The sequence below is a fragment of the Vibrio sp. TAP-3B genome (assembly GCF_057784735.1).
In genome coordinates this window covers 387,046-410,110 of the sequence record NZ_CM173495.1, presented here as the reverse complement: position 1 = coordinate 410,110, position 23,065 = coordinate 387,046, and the positions used below count along the sequence as shown (strand labels likewise).

The 23,065-nt window shown below is 45.7% G+C and carries 15 protein-coding genes and 1 pseudogene; 4 read left to right on the top strand and 12 right to left on the bottom strand.

The window, feature by feature from the left end:
- Positions 1-71: 71 nt before the first annotated feature.
- The 4 genes and pseudogenes from AC3D28_RS02025 to fabB all read right to left on the bottom strand — a co-directional run bounded on the left by AC3D28_RS02025 (position 72) and on the right by fabB (position 7,703).
- A complete protein-coding gene (locus AC3D28_RS02025; RefSeq protein WP_488535370.1) occupies positions 72-3,839 on the bottom strand; it encodes a FimV/HubP family polar landmark protein in 3,768 nt (1,255 codons plus the stop codon).
- 199 nt (positions 3,840-4,038) lie between these two features.
- Complete coding sequence (locus AC3D28_RS02020) at positions 4,039-5,052, bottom strand: aspartate-semialdehyde dehydrogenase (RefSeq protein ID WP_098416106.1); 1,014 nt, start codon at positions 5,050-5,052, stop codon at positions 4,039-4,041.
- A pseudogene (locus AC3D28_RS02015) lies at positions 5,049-6,183 on the bottom strand (4-phosphoerythronate dehydrogenase). The gene AC3D28_RS02020 and the pseudogene AC3D28_RS02015 overlap by 4 nt, the downstream one beginning before the upstream one ends.
- Positions 6,184-6,491: 308 nt before the next feature.
- Positions 6,492-7,703, bottom strand: coding sequence for a beta-ketoacyl-ACP synthase I (gene fabB, locus AC3D28_RS02010; protein ID WP_098416107.1), 1,212 nt, complete (start codon positions 7,701-7,703; stop codon positions 6,492-6,494).
- Positions 7,704-7,830: 127 nt separating this feature from the next.
- Here fabB and mnmC point away from each other — a divergent pair, with 127 nt between their 5' ends.
- Positions 7,831-9,849 carry a bifunctional tRNA (5-methylaminomethyl-2-thiouridine)(34)-methyltransferase MnmC2/FAD-dependent 5-carboxymethylaminomethyl-2-thiouridine(34) oxidoreductase MnmC1 gene (mnmC, locus tag AC3D28_RS02005; RefSeq protein ID WP_488535369.1) on the top strand — a complete coding sequence of 673 codons (2,019 nt, stop codon included), beginning with the start codon at positions 7,831-7,833 and terminating at the stop codon, positions 9,847-9,849.
- A gap of 69 nt (positions 9,850-9,918) precedes the next feature.
- Here the strand turns inward: mnmC and AC3D28_RS02000 are convergent, their stop codons facing one another.
- From AC3D28_RS02000 to AC3D28_RS01990, 3 genes are all read right to left on the bottom strand, one after another.
- Positions 9,919-10,443 (bottom strand): NADPH-dependent FMN reductase, encoded by a 525-nt coding sequence (locus AC3D28_RS02000; protein ID WP_098416109.1) that lies wholly within the window; start codon positions 10,441-10,443, stop codon positions 9,919-9,921.
- A 143-nt stretch (positions 10,444-10,586) separates the two neighbouring features.
- On the bottom strand, positions 10,587-10,850 hold the full coding sequence (locus AC3D28_RS01995) for a YfcL family protein (RefSeq protein ID WP_098416110.1): 264 nt from the start codon (positions 10,848-10,850) through the stop codon (positions 10,587-10,589).
- A 14-nt stretch (positions 10,851-10,864) separates the two neighbouring features.
- Positions 10,865-11,395 carry an elongation factor P hydroxylase gene (locus AC3D28_RS01990; protein ID WP_488535368.1) on the bottom strand — a complete coding sequence of 177 codons (531 nt, stop codon included), beginning with the start codon at positions 11,393-11,395 and terminating at the stop codon, positions 10,865-10,867.
- Positions 11,396-11,726: 331 nt separating this feature from the next.
- On the opposite strand from AC3D28_RS01990, the gene AC3D28_RS01985 reads away from it, so the two are divergent.
- Positions 11,727-12,350: a trimeric intracellular cation channel family protein gene (locus AC3D28_RS01985; RefSeq protein WP_488535367.1), complete on the top strand. Its 624-nt coding sequence runs from the start codon at positions 11,727-11,729 to the stop codon at positions 12,348-12,350.
- A 77-nt stretch (positions 12,351-12,427) separates the two neighbouring features.
- On the opposite strand, the gene aroC is transcribed toward AC3D28_RS01985, so the two are convergent.
- Together aroC and prmB are read right to left on the bottom strand one after the other, a co-directional pair.
- Positions 12,428-13,513 carry a chorismate synthase gene (aroC, locus tag AC3D28_RS01980; RefSeq protein ID WP_098416113.1) on the bottom strand — a complete coding sequence of 362 codons (1,086 nt, stop codon included), beginning with the start codon at positions 13,511-13,513 and terminating at the stop codon, positions 12,428-12,430.
- Positions 13,514-13,678: 165 nt separating this feature from the next.
- Positions 13,679-14,611 (bottom strand): 50S ribosomal protein L3 N(5)-glutamine methyltransferase, encoded by a 933-nt coding sequence (gene prmB, locus AC3D28_RS01975; protein WP_488535366.1) that lies wholly within the window; start codon positions 14,609-14,611, stop codon positions 13,679-13,681.
- A gap of 62 nt (positions 14,612-14,673) precedes the next feature.
- On the opposite strand from prmB, the gene smrB reads away from it, so the two are divergent.
- Positions 14,674-15,204, top strand: coding sequence for an endonuclease SmrB (smrB, locus tag AC3D28_RS01970; protein WP_098416430.1), 531 nt, complete (start codon positions 14,674-14,676; stop codon positions 15,202-15,204).
- A 64-nt stretch (positions 15,205-15,268) separates the two neighbouring features.
- Here the strand turns inward: smrB and sixA are convergent, their stop codons facing one another.
- Positions 15,269-15,733: a phosphohistidine phosphatase SixA gene (gene sixA, locus AC3D28_RS01965; RefSeq protein WP_488535365.1), complete on the bottom strand. Its 465-nt coding sequence runs from the start codon at positions 15,731-15,733 to the stop codon at positions 15,269-15,271.
- Positions 15,734-16,107: 374 nt separating this feature from the next.
- Between sixA and AC3D28_RS01960 the strand changes: the two genes are divergently transcribed.
- Positions 16,108-18,885 carry an insulinase family protein gene (locus tag AC3D28_RS01960; protein WP_488535364.1) on the top strand — a complete coding sequence of 926 codons (2,778 nt, stop codon included), beginning with the start codon at positions 16,108-16,110 and terminating at the stop codon, positions 18,883-18,885.
- 144 nt (positions 18,886-19,029) lie between these two features.
- Here the strand turns inward: AC3D28_RS01960 and fadJ are convergent, their stop codons facing one another.
- Complete coding sequence (fadJ, locus tag AC3D28_RS01955; RefSeq protein WP_488535363.1) at positions 19,030-21,141, bottom strand: fatty acid oxidation complex subunit alpha FadJ; 2,112 nt, start codon at positions 21,139-21,141, stop codon at positions 19,030-19,032.
- Positions 21,141-22,448 carry an acetyl-CoA C-acyltransferase FadI gene (gene fadI / locus AC3D28_RS01950; protein ID WP_488535362.1) on the bottom strand — a complete coding sequence of 436 codons (1,308 nt, stop codon included), beginning with the start codon at positions 22,446-22,448 and terminating at the stop codon, positions 21,141-21,143. The genes fadJ and fadI overlap by 1 nt, the downstream gene beginning before the upstream one ends.
- Positions 22,449-23,065: the final 617 nt, after the last annotated feature.

Here is a 23,065-nt window from a genome sequence, read left to right as displayed (position 1 = left end):
AAATGGGGCGGGAAGTATATACGTAAGTCCTTCCAGATACAAAAAGGGCAGCTAACGCTACCCTCTTTGATTTATCGACCATTAATCGCGTCAATGAGTCCCTTTGCTTCACGGCGAATATCATCTTCACCGTAAACAATCGCCTCTTCTAGCAACTTAATCGCCCCTTTAGGGTCATTCATTTCAAGGTACATTTTTGCTAAGTCGAGTTTTCCCGTGGCTTCTGCGTTGGTATCAACATCAACATCACCGATATCACCAATCACATCAGGAAACTCATTTAACCCAACGTCCAGTTTTAAGTCTTCCTCTTCGAAATCGTCGCCTTCTTGGTCGACTTGAGCCATCAGCTCATCAATCGTCATGAATTGAGTTTTCTTCGGATCAAAGTCATCCAAGTTATTTTGCTCAGCCCAATCTTCTTTCGTGATTTCAGGCTGGCTGAGTGCATCCATCGAATTCCAAACGTCACGCTGGTCTTCAGGTACTTCTTCTGTTTCGCTAAAAGCAGAACTATTCGAAGCTGGTTTGAAACCATCCCAATCATCACCGACATCAAGCATCGTCTCAAAATCCATGCCCGCACTAGCGATAGTGTCGCTATCGAGCTTGCTATCAAACACTTCTGATTGAGCATCTTCTGCAAGCAAGTTCGCCATTGCTGATTCGTCAAAGTCACTTATCGATTCCTGATTTGGAGTGACGAGATGCGACTCGGGTTCGGCATCAAAACTATTCTGCTGGGCGAAGACATCAAATAAGGCATCATGATCGTTATCTGCCTGAATTATCGGTCTGGTTTTTTCTGGCGACTCTGCTTGCTTCAACGAACCTTCATTTGTCAAAGAAGCCATGACGTCTTCTTCATTAAACTCTGGAAGGTCGTGGTCGTCAAAGCTAAGATCTTCGTCTTCATCAGAGGTTGGCTCAACGTCTGCCATTTCAGAGTCAGACAATTTAGGCTCATCCGCCATCGACGCCAGCGCATCTTCTTCGCTGAACTCTGGCAGTTCAAGCTCATCAAAGTTGAATTCGTCTTCCGCTTCAATAACCGGTTCTGTTTCCGCGTTTTGAGGCTCAATTAAGTCAACCGTTTCGGAAGCCGATTCGTCCGCCACAGACGCCTGCGCATCTTCTTCACTACGGGGATCAGGCAAATCGAGTTCATCGACGTTGAGATCGGATCCCGCTTCGGTAACCGCCTCTACCTCTGAGCGTTGAGGCTCATTGCCAACCACAGCTTCTTGCTCGTGTTGAATATCAGTTTCCGGCTCTGTTTGGTCCAGTAACCAATCTTCTTCTTGTGGAACACCGAATTCATTCTCCATCATGTTTGGCGTTGGAGTAAATGCTGGCGCCTCTTCAGCTTGTGGCTGTTGTTCTACTGCTTGATCTACAGGCGACTCCGGTGCGACTTCCTCGTCGAAGCGCTTATCGTCTTGAAGGGCATCTTCCACGTCGCTCTGCGGCTCATCAAGTCGCCCTTCTGGCTCTTCCGAGCCGTCAAATAATGCATCTAGCTCGGCAGCAAAGTCTGCACTTTCTTGTTCTGTCGGCTGAACGTCTTCACTGTTTGATTCAAATACGTCATCCAGATCATTCATTACAGGATCGTGCTTTGGAGAGTGTTGTTCTAACTCTCCTGAGAGCTCATTGTTATTTAATGGTTCAACTCGCTCGGTTTCAACCGTTTGCTGCTCTTTCTCGTCTGGCTGACTTTCACTCACTAGCGCATCAAGGTCTAGGCCGGATTCAACTTCTGGCTCTTGTTCAATTTGCTCTGGCTCAGTCGTCGGAGATGGTTTTCCTTCAGGTTCAAGTCCATCAAAGCCAAGTGACGCTAATAAGTCTTCTTCATTTGATGGGTCTTGCTCGGGTTCTTCATCTTCTCGAATCAGATCATCAAATGGATCCTGCTCGGTCGTGGTTTCTGTTTCAATTTCTGGAGTAATGTCTTCACCGAGCAATTCATCCAGTAGATCCGTGCTATCAGCATCCAACTCTTCGATGCTGTCATCGCCTTTGAAACCAGAGAGCGCTTCTAGTTCATTAAGTGGGTCAAACTCTTCATCGTCTTCATTTTCATCAAAGTCAACAAGCTCATCCAACAGTTCAGTGCTGTTTTGGCCAAGACTGGTATCATCATCGCTTGTGGCAAGCTCTGGTTCTTCTGGTTCAGACGATTCAGTGACTGACGGTTCGTATTGGGCCAATAACTTATCAATATCATCATCAGATGCTTCACCCGCGGTAAAATCATCCTCTGATACTGACTGTTTTAATGCCGGTTTATCAATATCGAGATCTAAGTCGTCACTACCAAGCTCGGCAAACAGATCATCAAGCAGAGCTTGATCAACACTGTCGTGCGACATCTCTTCTGACGGCCCATCAGTAGCAAGTAGCTCAGCAAAGGCATCTTCTGATAGAGAATCAGCATTAGTGCTATCATTGTCTGAGAGATCAAAATCAGTCTCATCATCAAGCACTGCTAATTCTGGCGCAACCTCATCAAGTGCACGCTCCATTTCTTCTAAGCCAAGTGCTTTCTCTGCTCCATTGACCTTGATACCGTTGCTCGATGATTCAAACTCATCCGAACCTACTTCAAGGTTACCGTCGTCACCGATACCTGCAAATGGGTCATCATCCCCTTCTAGATTAAAGTCGAGCTCTTCGTCGTCAAGGTTAGCAAAGACATCCTCTTCTATCTCTGGTGTCACTTCTTGATCAGTCAGCTCCTCGGCGTCATCATTCGCGAACAAATCATCATCGAGCGTTAACTCTTCATCAAGTTCATCCGTTCCCGTTAGGGCAATCGGTGTCGCTAATGGATCGGTGTCTTGAGTACCCTGAGTTGCTGACTCTTCACTTTTCTCTTTAGAGCGACGTCCTAATAACATAACCACTAAGAAAGCCAGTAATGTTCCAGGAATAAGAGCTGCTAAGCCAACTAACCAACCGTTGGACAACATTTTATCCATCATACTTGGCTGCATACGTTGCTGTTCGGCAAGACGCTGGCGTTCTTCTTCCAGAAGCTTTTCTACCTCGGTTCGAATACGCGCTTCGTCATTAAGCTCATTTTTCAACGTTTCAACTTCGCTTTGTACCTCTGACAGCATCAAACGTAAGCGATGGTTTTTCTCTTCTAGTGCTTCCAATTCATGTTGAGAACCTTGAAGCTTGCCTTTCAGTTCGCTGACCTGCTTTTCGCCCTGTGGAGATGTGTTCACAGGCGGAACTGGCATGACAGGTATCGTTTTTTGAATAGGATCTGGCTGTACAGGCGCAACGGTTTTTGCTTGAGGAGGCTCAGATTTAGGCACCACCTTGATTTGGGTTTTTTCTGGTTCCGCCACTCGTTCTGTTGGCGCTGGTTTATTAGCGGGCTTAGGTTGTTTTAAGCGTGCCTCATGCGCCTTCATGATGGCAACGGCTTGTTCTGTTGTCGCGCTTTGCACTTGCTCTAATGAAGGGACACGAAGTCGGCTTCCAGGAATTAGCTCATGAATATTCTGCTTATCAAACGCTTGAGGGTTAATGCGATAAATGGCGAGAAGCGTTTGTTGAACGGTAGCACCACGTGAAGGCCGCAATTCTGTAGCAATCGACCATAGCGTTTGGTTTTCACCAGTTGGGCCAAAGAAACGTGAAGGCTGGGTATTGATAGGAGGAGTCGGTAATGCTCGCTCAATCTCTTCAGCATAACTTGGAGATGATTGCACTTCACCAGACGGGCCGACAAGACGAATTCCTTCGGCTTGAACCACTGACGATGTCTGAGTCGCGCTCATCAACACAAGGGCTGCTAACAAACGCTTATAATTTTGACGCATAGAAGGCTCAGTTTTGTGCTAAATATAATTTAAAATAATGATCGGACAAATATATCGGATATAGGATGCAAAACTATAGCCTTGAAGATAAAATTTGTGTGGTTCTCGCCATATTCGTACTAATCTCACACAATTTTGTTCCATTCGTACAAAAAAGCCTCACACCGTGTGAGGCTTTGAAGTGAGTCGCTGAATTCGCTTAGTAGTAATCGCGGATCAGTACTTCTGCGATTTGGACGGCATTTGTTGCTGCACCTTTACGTACGTTATCAGCAACCACCCACAAATTAATACCACTATGATGACTAATATCATTGCGAATTCGACCAACCATGACATGGTCTTTACCACCCGCATCACGAACTTGAGTTGGGAAGTCATCGCTCGGGAAAACTTCAATACCTTCCGTTTGCTCAAGTAAGCTGGTTACTTCTTGTGCGTCAATTTGTGAACGAGTCTCGATGTGCAGCGCTTCTGCGTGGCCGTAAAATACTGGTACACGAACACAGGTAGGATTCACGGTGATCGTTGGATCATTGAAGATCTTCTGCGTCTCCCACACCATTTTCATTTCTTCTTTGGTGTAGCCGTTTTCTGTCATCTGATCGATTTGAGGAATACAGTTAAATGCGATCTGTTGAGAGAACTGCGCCTTATCAGCTGGAAGTCCGTTCAACAATTTTGCCGTTTGACCTGCCAGTTCATCCACCCCTGCTTTACCCGCACCAGATACCGATTGATAAGTCGATACGTTAATACGCTCAATCCCTACTGCATCATGGATTGGCTTTAGTGCCACCAGCATCTGGATAGTCGAGCAGTTTGGGTTTGCGATGATATTGCGGTTACGGAATTCCGCAATCGCTTCTGGATTAACTTCTGGCACCACCAAAGGAATGTCGAACTCGTAACGGAAGTGTGACGTATTATCGATGACGATAACGCCCTCATCTGCCGCTATCGGCGCCCACTTTGCCGATAGCTCACCACCCGCAGAGAAGAATGCAATGTGAACCTGAGACCAATCAAACTCTTCTACGTTTTGTACTTGGATAGTTTTACCATTAAAGCGGTAAGCCTTGCCTTCACTGCGTTCACTTGCCAAAAGGTGGATTTTATCCACTGGGAATTTACGTTCTTGAAGCACTTCTAAAATTGTTTCACCGACCGCACCGGTCGCACCAAAAATGGCAACATTGTATTGCTGGCTCATTGACTTACCTCAATCTGAAAACCTAATTCTGCTAATGGGGCAAGATTGCATTTTTGGTTACCCATTAGCGTGACAGCGCTGTATTCACGGCGATCCCAGTAGTTTTTACGCATTAGGTCAAAAGCGCCTGGCTTACTGATCTCACGACGGAAAAGAGCGTCATCTCTACGCACATCATAGATTAACTGCGTGATGTTATGCAGTGTTGCTTCATCCCAAGCTCTGTCCAATACCATTGTTGGCACAGGCGCGGTTGGCAGCAAATCACTGGCGTGCGCACGTAATTCGTTATTTAAGAACTCACAGTAACTGTTAAAAATCATTGTGGTACCGCGAGCTTTCCCTTCCAAGCCATAGCCTGCAACGTGAGGGGTGGCGAATGCTAGCAGAGGCAGAAGCTCCATATCAACCTCTGGTTCAAATTCAAAGACGTCCAGCGCTGCGGTGAAACCGTCGTTTTTCAACAGGCGTTGCTTCAATGCGGCGTTATCAACGATTGGACCTCGCGCGGCGTTAATCAAAATTTGATCACCACGAAGCGAGTTTAAAACGGTTTCATCAATTAAATGATGAGTTGGATATGGACCATCTCTGGTGATTGGCGTGTGCAGTGTAATGATGTCTGAGCTTTCAATCAGCTCTGTTAACGGAGTGAAGGTGCGAGGGTCTCCCTCTTGCTGTTTGAATGGGTCATTGATGAGTACCTTAATGCCCATACCTTTCAAACATTTCTCTAGGTAGCTCCCCACTTGACCAGCACCGATGATACCAACGGTTTTATCAAAAATAGAAAAACCTTGTTGTTGTGCTAGCACCATCATCACACTAAATACGTACTCGGCCACGCCAACTTTGTTACATCCTGGCGCTGCCAGTGAAAGAAATATCTTTTGCTTGTAAAAGCGCTTGGTCAACATGATCCATGCCTGCCGTTGCGGTACCGACAAACTTAAGCTTGCTTGCTTTGCTTAGTAACGCTGCATTGACTTGGGTTACGGAGCGAATCATCAGCGCATCGGCATCCATTAGGTCATCCGCGGTTAAAGTACGACCCGGTTTTAGAATCACTTCACCGAGTTGGCCGAAGAGCTCTTCAGCGTACGGCATATTTTCATCAACAATAATTTTCATAGCGCCAGCGTTTCTAAGATCCATTTTTAAGAGTTTGTATCCCGTCAAAGTCTGAGGGGATAAGGGGTCTGGGTACAGAGATTGTGCCCTTTTCCCTGAGAATCTCAAGAAATAGCGTAACCAAAACGGAAAATTAGAAAAGAAAAAGCCCGGCTAAAATAGCCGGGCAAAGTTCCAGAACAAAAGGATCCTATCCCGCTCTCCATGGGATAGAGTCTGCGTCTGTTCGATCAGTGTCACTGATCAAGCTCTGGAAACTGCTTTATTGGAGTCAATATCACTTTGCGTCAAGGCTCCAATACATTCAGTTAACCTTGGTATTTTTTAATAACCAAAGTTGCGTTTGTGCCGCCAAAGCCAAAACTGTTTGACATCACAGTCGTCAGTTCTGCATCGCGAGCTTCTGTCACGATATCTAAGCCTTGAGCTGCTTCGTCCAAGTTTTCAATGTTGATGCTTGGAGCAATGAAGTTTTTGTCTAGCATTAGCGTAGAGTAAATAGTTTCATGCACGCCCGCTGCACCAAGAGCGTGACCTGTCATTGCTTTTGTCGCAGATATTGCAGGGCTCTTTTCACCAAATAGTTGTTGAATAGCGCCAAGCTCTTTTACGTCACCGACTGGCGTCGACGTACCGTGCGTATTAATGTAATCCACACCATCAACGTCTTGCATCGCCATCTTCATACAACGGATCGCGCCTTCACCTGATGGTGCTACCATGTCATAGCCGTCTGATGTCGCACCATAACCGACGATCTCACCGTAGATTTTCGCGCCACGTGCCAGTGCATGTTCAAGCTCTTCGATCACCAGCATGCCGCCGCCGCCAGAGATCACAAACCCGTCACGATCGACATCGTAAGTACGTGAGGCTTTATCTGGTGTGTCGTTGTATTTCGTTGATAAGGCGCCCATCGCGTCAAACATCATAGTCTGAGACCAATCAAGTTCTTCACCACCACCGGCAAAAACAATGTCTTGCTTGCCAAGCTGAATCAGCTCCATCGCGTGACCGATACAGTGTGCTGATGTTGCACAAGCGGAGCTCATTGAGTAGTTCACACCACGAATCTTAAATGGCGTAGCTAAACAAGCCGAAACCGTTGATGACATCGTGCGAGGAACCATGTAAGGGCCCACGCGTTTTACGCCTTTCGCACGCATCGTGTCTGTTGCAACTGTTTGGTTGTATGCAGAAGCACCACCAGAACCAGCAACGATACCGGTGCGATCGTTTGAAACTTGATCTTCTGTTAGGCCAGCGTCTGCGATTGCCTGCTCCATTGATAGGTATGCATAAGCCGCCGCATCACCCATAAAGCGCATCTGCTTACGGTCGATGTGCTCCGCTGGGTTGATTTTCAGATCACCCCATACTTGCGAACGAAGACCGTGTTCTTTGAACTGCTCAGATGCAGTGATGCCAGATTTGCCCGCTTTAAGAGACGCTAGAACTTCTTCGACGTTGTTACCGATACTTGAAACAATACCCATACCGGTGATTACGACTCGTTTCATTATGACATTCCTATAATTCAAAAATCCGCTAGATGATAACTAAGATAGTCAACAAAAGTGGTCAGCTTTCCCATAAATTCGTACAATCGCCCCATTCTTACCGCGCCAAATCACAATTTGCACCATTATGACTTCAATAAAAAACGCAGAACTTGGTTGGAACGAAGCTGGTACTCCGGTTTCAGACCAATTTGATGATGTTTACTTCTCTAACGTAAACGGTCTTGAAGAGACACGCTACGTTTTCTTAAAACAAAATCACCTCCCAGAGAGATGGCAGACGTTCGAACAAAGACGTTTTGTTATTAGTGAAACGGGATTTGGCACTGGATTGAACTTTTTAGCTGTGTGGCAATGGTTTCGCGAATTTCGCCATAATTCCCCAGAAGCACCACTCAAAGAGCTGCATTTTATTAGCTTTGAAAAATACCCTCTAAGCAAAGCCGACTTAAAAAAAGCGCATGAAGCGTGGCCAGAATTAGCTGAATATGCGAAAAAGCTGCAACAGTACTACCCAGCAGCGGTGCCTGAGTGCCACCGCATTGTGCTAGAAGATGGCGCCGTCACACTCGACCTTTGGTTTGGTGACATCCAAGACTGCATGCCACAAGTACCTTACACAGAGCACGGCCTGACCGATGCGTGGTTCCTTGATGGCTTTGCACCCAGTAAAAATCCAGAAATGTGGAACCAACACTTGTTTGATGGCATGGCAAAACTGGCGAAGCAAGACTGTACGGTCGCGACATTTACTGCCGCGGGCTTTGTTCGTCGCGGCCTGAATGACGCTGGCTTCACCATGAAGAAAGTCAAAGGCTTTGGTACCAAACGTGACATGATCGCCGGCTCAATGGAGCAGCGCAACATGCACTCCAATCACTTACCTTGGTTCCATCGAACAGCAGCAACAAACCATGACTCGATTGCCATCATTGGAGGTGGCATTGCGAGCGCGGCATTAGCGAAGACGCTGGTTCGTCGTGGTCAAAACGTGACGCTTTATTGTAAAGACACGCAACCAGCAAAAGGCGCATCGGGCAACCGACAAGGCGCAGTGTATCCCCTATTAAATGGTCCACATGCTGGTGTCTCTCGCGTCTTTGCCCCCGCCTTTTTATTTGCTCGCCAGTTTGTAGAGCAAGCAGCAGAAAGTATTGAGTTCGACCATGACTGGTGCGGCGTCACGCAATTGATGTGGGATGAAAAATCCGCAGAGAAGTTAGGAAAAATGCTGAATGGTAATTTTCCACCTGAATTAATCCACAAGTTATCTGCTGAAGATACTACGGCGAAAATCGGTTTACCCATTGATATGGCTTCGGTGCACTACCCTCTGGGGGGCTGGTTATGTCCTGCTGAACTGACTGGCGGCTTAATTACCCAACTGGAACAAACGAACCTCTTCAGTGTTCAATTTGAACATAACGTAGAGTCATTAGAATGGAGTGATACCAACCAACTCTGGGCTCTGACTGCGAATGCTCAGACATTCGAACATTCTGTCGTGGTCATCGCCAATGGTCATGAATTTCAAGCCCTAAGCCAAACGGCGGATCTACCCATGGGCAAAGTGAAAGGACAAGTAAGCCATGCTCCAGCAACAGAAACGCTATCTAAGTTAAAAACCGTGCTGTGCTACGACGGTTACATGACACCAGTTAACCCGAGCAACCAACACCTTTGTATTGGTGCAAGCTATGACCGCAACCACTTAGATTATGAGTTTGATGCAAGCGCACAAAAAGATAATGCGAAAAAACTCCTCCAATGCATACCAAACCAGCAATGGACAAAAGAAGTAGATATCAGCAACAATTTATCTCGCCAAGCCATTCGTTGCGTCAGCCGCGACCATTTGCCTTTTGTGGGTAACGTGAGTGGCTTCGAGACTATCAAGGCACAATACGCCCATTTACAGGGCAAGAAACAAGACCAAGTAGAGACGATTCGCCATTACCCTAACCTCTTCTGCTTTTTAGGATTAGGCTCGCGCGGCTTGAGCTCTGCGCCACTATTGGCTGAAGTGTTAGCGTCGCAAATATGTGGCGATCCTCTACCACTGCCTGTTGATGTATTAACTGGCCTTCATCCGAGTCGGATGTGGGTACGCAAATTACGCAAAGGTAAAGCGATTACGAAACTTTAATCGACGCGCAATATCGAGGTTCCCGCTCACGGCTGAGCACCGTGTTCGGGAATCTGAATCTGGTTGGCTTTACGCCAATTTCGCCACCGCTTGCTTCACTTGCTCTGCGACTTCCTGATTCAAAACCTGACCCGCTTCCACATCAAAATTTTCATAGAAACTTGGTATCGATAGCGACGCTTTCACCTCCGCACCAAAGAACTGTGCTGCGCCCGTTGCTGCAGCTAATACGCTTTGTGCCCCTCCAGGCCCCGGAGACGTTGCAAGGTAAACCGCTGGCTTATTTTGGAACACGTTACTGTCTATACGCGTCGCCCAATCAAATAAGTTCTTGTACGCCGCCGTATAAGAGCCATTGTGCTCTGCGAACGAAACAATAATGGCATCAGCCTTCGCTAGGTCACGCAAAAAAGCGCTGGCTCCTTCTGCTTGACCAATTTCTTTCTCTTTGTCTTCACTAAACATCGGTACTTGATAATTATTCAAGTCCAAAACTTCCACTTCAGCGTCTTTGATTTGGTTCGCGGCGTAAGTTGCCAGCACTTTGTTGATTGAAGTTGAGCTAGTAGAAGCGCCAAATGCGATAATTTTCATGGTTGTCGTCCTTTGTTCAGGTTTCATACTAAGCAGAATAAAACTTGAACAGTTACGCTACAACCACAAAAATTTTATGGAGAGAGTCAAATTTTTCGAAATAAATGCAATCTTTAAGAATAGGGAAGATATTGTGGTTCGGATCAAGCTTGAGCGTGGAGCTCTTGCCATAAATCATTCACAATACTGCGATCTGCAGGGCTAAGCTCTGTACGAGCTTCTTCAATACTGTGCGTGATACGAGATTTGAGTTCCTCGATATCATTAATGCCTTCTTCTTCACAAGAGGCCGCAGACAGAGAAATGTGACCGCGTAGATAACCACCAGCAAATAATTCATCATCAGATGCCGTTTCAATGCGCGCATCAATCAACTCTAATAGTTTTTCTTCAAATTCAATAATCATGGTGTATCTCGAGGTTACTTAGGTATAAAGTCAGACGTTTCCAGCGGCTTAGTGTGGTAGAAAGCACGTAATGCTTCCGAGAGCATTTTTACCCTAGGCGGCAGTCCTGCTTCCAAAATACCTAACACTTCTTTATGCACTTTTTGCATAAAACCAAGCCTATCTGGTTCAAAATCGCCGTGTAGATTGTCACAACTGACAGTAAAAGGGAAGCCAGCACTTTGTGCCAGAATCCATTCGTATGCTTGAGGGCGCACTTCAACTTTCTCAAACTCAGCTTGAACTTCGGCCGTGCGTCCATCGGGCTCATACCAATAGCCAAAATCTTCTAATAAGCGACGTTCTGGACCGGCGACACACCAATGAGCAATCTCATGCAGTGCCGAAGCATAAAAACCCCGAGCAAAAATAATCCGATGATGAGGATGTTCATCATTCGCTGGGAGATAAATGGGCTCGTCACCACCTCGCTCTAATTTAGTATTAAATTGGTCTAAAAAGGTGTGATTGAAAATGGTGATCAGGTCTTGGTATTCGTGGGTCATTGTCGAGTCTGTACTTCAATTTGACATTCGCTGCATATTGTTACTGTTTTCACTTATAAGGTAAAGGCTGTACCACAGTTTTGGTTATTAGTTGAATTTATCTGAATGTCGCTTTATCCATATAATTTCTCATTCGTCAGCGCACCGATTTACTACTACACTCTCGCTTTATTTTAATGCCTCTCAAACTACTGTTTTATAAGCAATTTGACTATAGGCATGTTGTGGCTTTTTATCACTTTTTAAGAATGATAGAGCCTTTTGTAAGTGTTGTTACTGCTTCTACCCTTCTTTTGTAGAACGTGGTCATTGTTACTTTGAGTGTTCCGATATGTTGCTAAGTGTGTTGTATATCGTTGGTATCACGGCTGAAGCCATGACAGGTGCGTTAAGCGCTGGTAGAAGAAAGATGGACTGGTTTGGTGTCATGTTAGTGGCAAGTGCGACGGCTATTGGTGGTGGCACTGTGCGAGACATCTTATTAGGGCATTATCCTCTTGGTTGGGTAAAGAACCCAGAGTTTTTGGCAATTACGTGTGTTGCTGGCGTGCTAACGACCGGTTTGGCTAAGTGGGTCATCAAGTTTAAAGGCTTATTCATCCGCCTTGATGCACTTGGTTTGATCGTATTTAGTATTATCGGTACTAAGATTGCTATGGACATGGGCTTGCATCTCGGGATCTGCATGGTGTCTGCGCTCGTCACCGGTGTATTTGGAGGCTTACTTCGAGATTTAATTTGTCGTCAAACGCCGTTGGTATTGCACGAAGAGCTTTATGCGTCTGTCGCTCTTATTGCATCTGGTCTGTACTTAACACTTTTAGAGTTTAATGTAACCGATGTGACGGCCACCAGCATCACGCTTGTTACTGGTTATATGTTGCGTATGGCGGCAGTTCGCTTTAAATGGCGTTTACCTTCGTTCCATCTAGAAACTGAAGGTTCCATCCACTGAGTGATTTTTATATTAGCCAAGACTTAAAAGGCTGCTCATTGAGCAGCCTTTTATTTTCGTGAAATTCACAGCTAAATTTAAATCATCGGCGTTTCTGTTGTGACGCCATGGTTTTGGCCACGGTGACGTAACAAGTGATCCATCACGACTATCGCGAGCATCGCTTCTGCAATGGGCACCGCACGGATACCAACGCATGGGTCGTGACGACCTTTGGTAATCAATTGAGTTGCTTCACCTTCTTTGGTGATGGTGTCACCCGGAACGGTGATACTTGACGTCGGTTTAAGCGCAATATTTGCGATGACATCTTGCCCAGTAGAGATCCCTCCAAGAATGCCACCCGCGTGATTACTACCAAATCCTTGTGGTGAAAGTGGATCACGGTGTTGGCTGCCTTTTTGGTTGACGACATCAAAGCCGTCACCGATCTCTACGCCTTTTACTGCGTTGATGCTCATTAAGGCATGTGCAATGTCCGCATCTAAGCGATCAAATACAGGTTCACCCAACCCCACAGGCACATTAGTTGCGACAACCTGAATTTTGGCACCAATAGAATCACCCTGTTTTTTCAGGTCACGAATGAGTTGATCAAACGCCGCGACTTTGTCTACGTCTGGGCAGAAAAACGCGTTGTTTTCGATTTCATTCCAATCGACTTTATCGATAGAAACGTCACCCATTTGTGACAAGTATGCACGAATTTCCACACCGAACTCATCTTTCAAGTATTTCTTCGCAATCGCACCGGCCGCGACACGCATGGCGGTTTCACGAGCAGACGAACGTCCGCCTCCACGGTAATCACGGATGCCGTATTTTTGATGATAAGTATAATCAGCATGCCCTGGGCGGAACTTGTCTTTGATCTCAGAATAATCTTTAGACCTTTGATCGGTATTTTCGATTAAGAGTCCTATTGAAGTTCCTGTGGTTTTACCTTCAAAAATGCCAGAAAGAATTTTTACTTCGTCCGGTTCACGACGTTGTGTGGTGTAGCGTGACGTGCCGGGGCGACGACGGTCAAGATCAGTTTGCAGATCTGTTTCTGTAATTGCTAATCCCGGAGGACATCCGTCTACGATACATCCCAGTGCGATACCGTGACTTTCCCCGAATGTCGTCACTCGGAAATGTTGTCCGATACTGTTTCCTGCCATTACTTCCTCAAGTTTGTTTCGCTACGCCCGTCAAGCCAAGGCGCAACTGCTTTCAATTCTTCATGGTTTCATAGTGGCTTTATTACGTTTTGATGTAAAGAATAAATGCGCATAAAAAAACACCGAGCACAGGGCTCGGTGTTTCGATATTTCGCTCACAATATTTTAGTCTTTATACAGTTTGAACTCTTCTGCACATTCCACTAGTTGATCTCGCGTCAGCATAAATACACCATGACCACCGTTCTCGAATTCGATCCAAGTAAATGGAATTTGTGGGTATTGTTCCATCATGTGAATCATTGAGTTACCAACCTCACAGATCAAAATACCACTGTCAGTTAGGTAATCCGGAGCATTGGCTAGAATACGGCGAACCAATTTCAGACCGTCAGTCCCGGCAGCAAGGCCAAGCTCTGGCTCATGGGTGAACTCGTCTGGTAGGCTGTTCATGTCCTCTTCATCCACATATGGTGGGTTAGACACAATCAGGTTGTACTTCTCTTTTGGTAGGTCACGGAACAAGTCTGAACGGATTGGGAATACTTGTTGCTCCATACCATGGTCTTGAACATTTTGCTCAGCCACTTGCAACGCATCTGTAGAAATATCAATTGCATCGACTTCTGCTTCTGGGAATGCGTGAGCACATGCAATCGCGATACAGCCGCTACCTGTACACAGATCCATGATGCGAGCAGGCTCTTCTATCAACCAAGGTTGGAACTCAGCTTGAATCAATTCACCAATTGGAGAACGAGGCACAAGTACACGCTCATCGACGAAGAATTCCAGACCACAGAACCACGCTTTGTTGGTAAGGTAAGCGGTTGGGGTGCGCTCATTAATACGCTTAACAACACGCTCGACAATACGCATACGCTCGCTGGTGGTGAGACGAGAGTTCAAGACATGTGGAGGCACATCAATCGGCAAGTATAAGGTTGGTAGAATAAGCTGCACCGCTTCATCCCACGCATTATCAGTACCATGACCGTAAAACAGGTTCGCTGCATTAAAGCGACTTACCGTCCAACGAATCATATCTTGAAGGGTATACAGCTCTGACACCGCCTCTTCTACAAAAATCTTATCCAAAATTGCCTCCGAAAAGCGCTACAATACTGCTAATTAAGTTTATGAATGAAATTGTTTACCTAATGAGCAAAAAAGACACCGAATACGATGACGATTTCGCCTTGTTTCAGGAAGCAGTACAGGGCGTAAAAAAGTTGCGACAGGATACCATAATCCAGCGACCAAAAAAAAATACTAAACAAAAAGAAATCAAGCGCTCCAACCGTGAAGCGAGTGACTCTGAGTTTTATTTTTCCGACGAGTTTGTTCCTCGATTAAATGAAGAAGGTCCGACTCGTTATGCTCGTGACGACGTCTCCACCTATGAAGTCAAACGTCTACGTCGTGGCGTGTATACTCCTGACGTGTTTCTCGATATGCACGGCATGACGCAACAAGAAGCAAAACGTGAACTCGGTGCGATGATCGCTTATTGCGTCAAAAACGAAATTCACTGTGCGTGTGTTCAACACGGGATTGGTAAACATATCTTAAAAAAGAAAGCACCGCTCTGGTTGGCTCAGCACCCAGACGTGATGGCGTTTCACCAAGCGCCTCTTGAGTTTGGTGGCAATGGTGCCTTGTTGGTCCTACTCTCAATACCAGAGAAATAATTCACGTCAAAACAAAAAAGGGCAGGTTAATCCTGCCTTCTGTTTCGCTGCATGACATTCTGACTTACGGTGTTATGTGCCAAAGTACTTCACCGCGTTGTGTTTGCGGTTCGTATTCAATGCACACCAAACCGGATGTCGGAAACATGGGGGGCGTCATTTCTTGCACAAACTCTGATGTGAGATAGCCGACAAGCGGCAAGTGAGAAACAAGCAGTAACGACTCTAGCTTTTCTACTTCAATCAATGCACTCACAAAATCAAATACATGCTCAGATTGACCATATGGCGTAATATCTTCACAAGTGTCGATGCTTTTTGCGTCGAAGTGGGCGCTGATCTCCTCCCATGTCTGCTGAGCTCGCAGGTACGGGCTCACCAGTACTTTGCCAAATTGAGCAACCCCTTGCTCTTTACAAGCTCGGGCTACGGCTTCTGACTCTAGTCTGCCTCTTTGGGTCAGTTGTCTTGCTGCGTCTGAATCTGCAAAATGCTCGGCTTCGCCGTGACGCATAATGAATATTTTCATGTTATTTCCTAGGGATAGCTAACGCTACCAAAAGGTTGAGTGCTACCTTTATAAGATAAACGAGGCTAATTTAATGATGACGAAACAAAAATACTGATATAATTATCTGTTCATTATACCAATTCGCTTGTTAAAGATAGCGACTTTCTTAACAATCTATCAAAAGAATATACCGAGTTTATCATTGTCATTAATCGTTTCATGAACTTGGTGCGTTCAACACAAACCGTTCTATTCCCATATGCAAATGCATGGGCCTGTGCAAAAGTCTTACAAAGACCAAAACGCGCCAAGCCGTATTTATCAAAACGCAAACTTTGCACAACCCCACTAGGGATTCATAATTACTGTAATGCGAAATCTGGAGACGCGTCGTGCATCTAAGTCCTAACGATTCAAATCAATACCGCTACATTACGTTGAGCAATGATCTGCGCGTACTGCTGATTCATTCCGATACTGCTCAACAATCAGCAGCGGCTCTAGCAGTGAACGTTGGACACTTCGACGACCCCAATGAACGCCAAGGTCTGGCACATTATTTAGAGCACATGCTTTTTTTGGGTACGGAAAAATACCCTAAAGTGGGCGAATTTCAAAGCTATATTAGCCAGCATGGAGGAACAAATAACGCTTGGACGGGGACAGAACACACCTGTTTCTTTTTTGACGTCGCCCCCAGTGCCTTTGAAAATGCTTTAGACCGATTCAGCCAATTCTTTACCGCACCACTGTTTAACGAAGAAGCGTTAGACAAAGAGCGTCTGGCCGTTGACTCGGAATACAAACTCAAACTCAATGATGACGCTCGCCGCTTATATCAGGTCAATAAAGAAGTCATCAACCCCGCCCATCCATTCTCTAAATTTTCGGTTGGGAATCTCGAGACCCTAGGTGATAGTGACGGAAAATCCATTCGTGATGAAATTGTCGCATTCCATCATTCTCAATACTCTGCCGATCTCATGACGCTCACACTGTTTGGTCCACAATCGCTTGATGAACAGCAAGCGTGGGTAGAAACCATGTTTTCGCAAATCCCAAATCACCATTTACGTGGTAAATCGATTGATGTACCGATTAGTACCAACGACAGTACCGGGATTTTAGTTCAAGTTGAACCAATTAAAGAGTTTCGCAAGTTAATCTTAACCTTCCCGATGCCAGGTATGGATAAATATTACGGCATTAAACCGCTCTCCTACTTTGCGCATTTATTAGGCTATGAAGGTGAGGGTAGCTTAATGATCCAACTAAAAAACGAAGGGTGGATTACTTCGCTTTCTGCAGGTGGCGGGGCGAGCGGCAGCAACTATCGTGACTTCACCGTAAGCTGCACATTAACGCCAAACGGCCTCGACCATGTTGACGATATCATTCAGGCGGTTTTTCAATACCTCTCCATGATAAAACAAGATGGCATGGACGAATGGCGCTACCTTGAAAAACAAGCTGTATTAGAATCAGCATTTCGCTTTCAAGAGCCTTTGCGCCCAATGGACTTGGTCAGTCACCTTGTTATCAACATGCAGCACTATCAGCCAGAAGATACTATTTATGGTGATTACAAAATGGCTGGCTATGATGAAGAACTACAACGTGCGTTGCTGCAATACTTAACCATCGACAATGTTCGCGTAACACTGATTGCAAAAGGGTTGGAATACAATCGCACTGCCGAGTGGTACTTTACTCCGTATTCCGTCACGCCTTTTAGTCAAGAGCAACGCCGCTTCTACCAACAAATCGATCCTGGCTGGCAGTTCCTCTTACCTGATAAGAACCCTTATATTTGTTATGGCTTAGATCCAATGCCATTTGAAAATGGCAGTTCACTGCCGGAGTTAATCGAAGTTCTCGACGGCTTTCGCCTATGGCATTTACAAGATGATGAATTCCGCGTGCCAAAAGGTGTTCTATACATTGCCATTGATAGCCCTCACGCCGTTGCGTCCCCAAAAAACATTGTCAAAACGCGTCTTTGTGTGGAAATGTTTTTGGACTCACTCGCAAAAGAAACGTATCAAGCCGAGATAGCAGGAATGGGCTACAACATGTACGCTCATCAAGGTGGTGTCACCTTGACTCTCTCTGGGTTCAGCCAAAAACTGCCTCAGCTGCTAGAAATGATCCTGCATCGTTTCGCTGCTCGGGAGTTCAGCCCTACTCGCTTTGAGACTATCAAGCAGCAGCTACTGCGTAACTGGCGCAATGCCTCGCAAGATCGTCCTATTTCCCAACTATTTAATGCACTCACGGGGCTACTTCAGCCCAATAACCCTCCTTTTGCGACATTAGCAGAAGCATTAGAAGACATTGAAGTCGATTCACTCTCGGTTTTCGTCCAATCGATTCTTGCTGAGTTGCACGTCGAAATGTTCGTGTACGGTGATTGGCAACGTCAGCAAGCGCACGCTATGGCAAAAACATTAAAAGATGCGTTACGAGTAAAAGAGCAACGCTATGAAGAAGCGCTACGTCCACTCGTGATGCTTGGTCAAAATGGTAGCTTCCAGCGTGAAGTGCACTGTAAACAACAAGACTCAGCGGTTGTGATTTACCACCAATGCGAAGATATTGAACCACGTAATATTGCGCTTTACTCATTGGCGAACCACTTAATGTCCGCGACGTTCTTTCATGAGATTCGCACCAAACAACAACTTGGTTATATGGTGGGGACGGGCAATATGCCACTCAATCGCCATCCGGGCATAGTACTTTATGTGCAGTCTCCCAATGCCGCGCCGTCTGAACTGGTCACGTCCATCGATGAGTTTTTAAATGCTTTTTACATGGTGCTTTTAGAACTCAACGATTATCAATGGCACAGCAGTAAACGCGGGTTATGGAACCAAATATCAACACCGGATACAACACTCCGTGGGCGTGCTCAGCGTCTTTGGGTTGCAATTGGTAATAAAGATACTGAGTTTAATCAACGAGAAAAAGTTCTGGCTGAGCTTAAGAAACTGACAAGAGCAGACATGATTCGCTTTGTTGTTAATGAACTTAAGCCTCGTACAGCGAATCGGTTGGTTATGCACTCTCAGGGTCAAGCGCATTTAGACGCACCTCGCATTCACTTAGGTCAAGAAATAGGTTCTATTGAAGAGTTTCAACTCAGACCAAAAGACTGTGGTTTAGGGTAAGGCTAATCAGCTTAAGTTAGCTCTCAGTCATAATGCAGGAAATACTGAGAGCAAGGAAAGATAAGCAAGACAAGAAAAAGTAACTACGTCTTAAGTATAAAAAAGGCTTGCCAGTGCAAGCCTTTTTCTTTACCGAAGCAATGTTTAGTAGAACGTGGTCCCTTCACCAGCTCGAGTGAGTAAGCCATCACACGGTGCGTAACGATCGCCATACTTGGATGCAAACTCGTTCATTTTCTCGACCAGTTCTTTAATGCCAAACTGATCCATATAACGGAATGGACCACCCAAGAATGGAGGGAAACCGATACCAAATATCGCGCCAATATCACCATCACGTGGCGAGCGAATGATGCCGTCATCCAAACAGCGTACCGCTTCATTCAGCATTGGTAGTATACAGCGCAGCGCAATATCGTTATCGCTCAGCTTAGATTCAGGCTCGAGCTTAAGCAGCTTGTAGACGGACTTATCAACTTCCTTCTTCTTGCCTTTGTAAGTGTAGAAACCTTTACCAGTCTTTCGGCCTTTACGTCCATCGTTTAACAAGACATCGAACACGTCAGGTCCTTTGAACCGCTCACCTAGCTCGTTGACCAAAATCGGCATGATCTTCGCGCCAATATCGACACCAACTTCGTCAAGCAAGGTAATCGGGCCGACAGGGAAACCAAAATCAAGCAGCGCCGTATCAATCTTTTCGATCGGTTCGTTAGCCAGCAAAATATGCGCCGCTTCGTTCATGTATGGCGCAAGAATGCGGTTCACGTAAAAGCCCGCTTTGTCTTTCACTACGATCGGAGTTTTACCTTGCTTCTTAGCAAGTGCAACGACTGTTGAAATGGTTTCATCTGACGTCGTTTCATGCGGAATCACTTCCACCAACGGCATTTTTTCTACCGGGCTGAAGTAATGCAAACCAACGACGTTTTCTGGACGCTCGGCTTTTTCTGCAATTTTGTGGATTGGCAACGAAGAAGTATTGGTCGCAAAAATAGTTTCTGGTTTGGCATTCGCTTCAATATCCGCCACCATTTTTTGCTTAAGATCTAAGTCTTCAAAAACCGCTTCAATTACGACATCAATATGTTTAAAGCTGGTAAAGTCGACACCGCCAGACAGTTGCAGCATTTTCGCTTGCAGATCGGCTTTGGATAGAATACGGCGTTTACGCTGTTTCTCAAATAACTTGTGATTGTAGTTGAGTGCGTTTAGAACGCCATCGTTGCTGACGTCTTTGATGCGAACAAGCACCTTCGCTTTTGCAACAGACACATGGCTGATTCCTGCGCCCATCAAGCCGCCGCCCAGCACGCCAACTTTATGAACTGGCGCAGGTTTCGCATCCGTACCATTTTCTTTCTTCATTTCCGTTGTCGCAAAGAAGATCGAACGTAGCGCTTTTGATTCAGAGCTCATCACAAGCTCACCGAAGCGTTTCGCTTCAAGCTCTTGACCTTGGGCGAAACCTTTCTCTAAACCATGCTGAATAACGTCTAAAATCGCGACCGTTGCAGGGTAGTTACCACGGGTTTTCTGGTTAGTTTTCTTCGCTGCCTGTTCAAACACAAACTTGCGCCCTAACCCGCTACCCGACATCACTTTTTCTTTGGTCGACTGCTTTTTCTTGTCTTTGTTTTTACCTTTTTCGATAAATTGCTTCGCAACATCAAGCAAAATAGTATCAGGTACGCAGGCATCGACCACACCCAGCTTTTTGGCTTTCTTTGCACGAAGCTGTTTACCCGTCAGAATTAAGTCCAATGAAGGTAACAAGCCAATCAAACGGGGCAGGCGCTGAGTTCCGCCAGAACCTGGCAGTAAGCCAAGCTGTACTTCTGGTAGGCCTAAACGCGTTTTATCTGAATCCGTACAAACACGATAATCACATGCAAGAGCCAGCTCTAAGCCACCGCCCAAACACGGGCCATGAATCGCAGCAACCACGGGATATGGTAAGTCTGATAGCTGCTGGAATAGCTCTTGACCTTGCCTCGCTAGTGCTTCTGCTTCACTTGCGGTGGTGCACGCTTCTAGCATGCGAACATCGGCACCCGCGACGAAGTTGTCCGGTTTTAGGGAATGGATGATCATCCCTTTGATGCCACTGGCGTCTTTTAGCTGAGCAAAGATTTCTTTCATTTCATCAGCAAAAGCTGCCTGCAGCGTATTCATTTTTTCATTAGGTACGTCAATCGCTAACCAAGCAATGTTCTGCTCATCAACTTTTAGACTAAATGCTTTTTGCTCGCTCATTACTCAACCTCCAGAATCATTGCCGCGCCAAGACCACCCGCTGCACATGCGGTATTCAATGCAATACCGCCGCCACGGCGTTTCAGCTCACGTAGGGTTTGCGTCATCATGCGCGCACCTGTCGCCGCGAATGGGTGACCATAAGCGATTGAGCCACCCAGCACGTTGAACTTATCCATGTCGATTTCACCGATCGCTTTCGAACGGCCTAGATTCTCTTGAGCAAACTTATCTGAAGCAAACATCTTCACATTCGCTAAGGCTTGGGCAGCAAACGCTTCGTGCATGTCGATCAGCGTCAGATCAGAAAGCTCTAGACCCGTATTTTCCAACACTTTCGCCGTTGCGTAAGAAGGCCCCATCAACATGTCGGTTTCAACACCAATTGCAGAGAATGCATAACCTCGGATATAACCTAATACCTCTAAATCGAGCTCTTTCGCTCTTCCCTCGCGCATTAACATCACTGCCGCGCCACCATCGGTTAACGGTGTGCTATTCGCCGCAGTAACACTGCCATACTGACGGTCAAATGCCGGACGCAATTTTGCGTACCCTTCAACCGTTGAGTCATGACGGACATTATTGTCTTCTGCAATCCACTTTTTGTATGGTTCTGGGAACGCCGTCATCACTTCGCCTTGGATTTTGCCTTCTTTCCAGGCCTGCGATGCTAAAGTATGGGAACGGTGTGCCAATGAATCTTGATCCGCACGGGAAATACCGTGCGTTTTAGCCATTTGCTCAGCCGTTTGCCCCATTGACAAACCAGTAGAATATTCAGCTACCGCAGGTGGTACGGGCATTAAATCTTTGAAGTTCAGGTTTTTTAGGATATTAAGTTTTTGACCTAGCGTTTTTGTCTTGCTCAGAGCAAGTAGGTTAGCGGCAAGTTTCTTTGACACACCAATCGGCAGCACGGAAGAAGAATCCGCACCGCCCGCGATGCCAATATCAATGTTTCCTGCCATGATGCTTTCTGCAACGTTTACCGCCGCCTGGAAACTAGTGGCGCACGCGCGCGTCACACTATAAGCATCAGTGTGGACATTCATCCCCGTTCCAAGCACAATTTCTCGTGCAATATTCGGTGCTTCAGGCATTTGTATCACTTGTCCAAATACCACTTGTTCGATTAACGTTGGATCAATATCTGTGCGAGCAAGCATTTCGCTTACTACCATTTTACCTAAATCCACCGCCGGCACTTGGCTAAATTCCGTGCTTTGACGAGCAAAGGGCGTTCGAAGCCCTGCGACAATAGCAACACGTTCACCATTACGTGTTTTTACTTCCTGCTTGCCCATTGTTTCTCCTTAAATACAAGAGGTCTGACCTGATTTATTGTAACCAAGTTGTTAAATTTATCAAACGTGCGTTTAAATAAACGTGAAGCAAGTAGATCAATCACTTTAGTGCATTGATTATTTTGCAATATAACCTGATTAACTATAGAGAGTAATAACGACGGGAAGTGCGCTTAAGATAAAATTGAGGCAAAAAAAAACCACACAGAACTGTGTGGTCGGAATATCTATAAAACAATTAACTTACGCCAATTGAAAATTAATCAGTTTCCTGATTAGGAGAAAGTAAAGTCAGCCTTCAAAAGGAAGTGTCATCTTGCTCAACATGCTAGTCGCAATGACTAACGAGATGACAAGATGTACTATAACCCCTTCACGGCTCGATATTTTGAAATAGATCAATTTTATAGTGATTTTACGATCACTGAATGCATCTATACACGAATCACTCAGCTCTCCGAACGATGGCTAAGCGCGCACTTCACGCAGCCCTCTTCAAGATGCGTTGCGGTATGACCCCGTAGTCATGTGAATCGTTGATAAATCGTAACTCATACTCATTTAACTAAGTCATTGATAAATAGATAATGATATTATTAACACCTATTACCATCGCA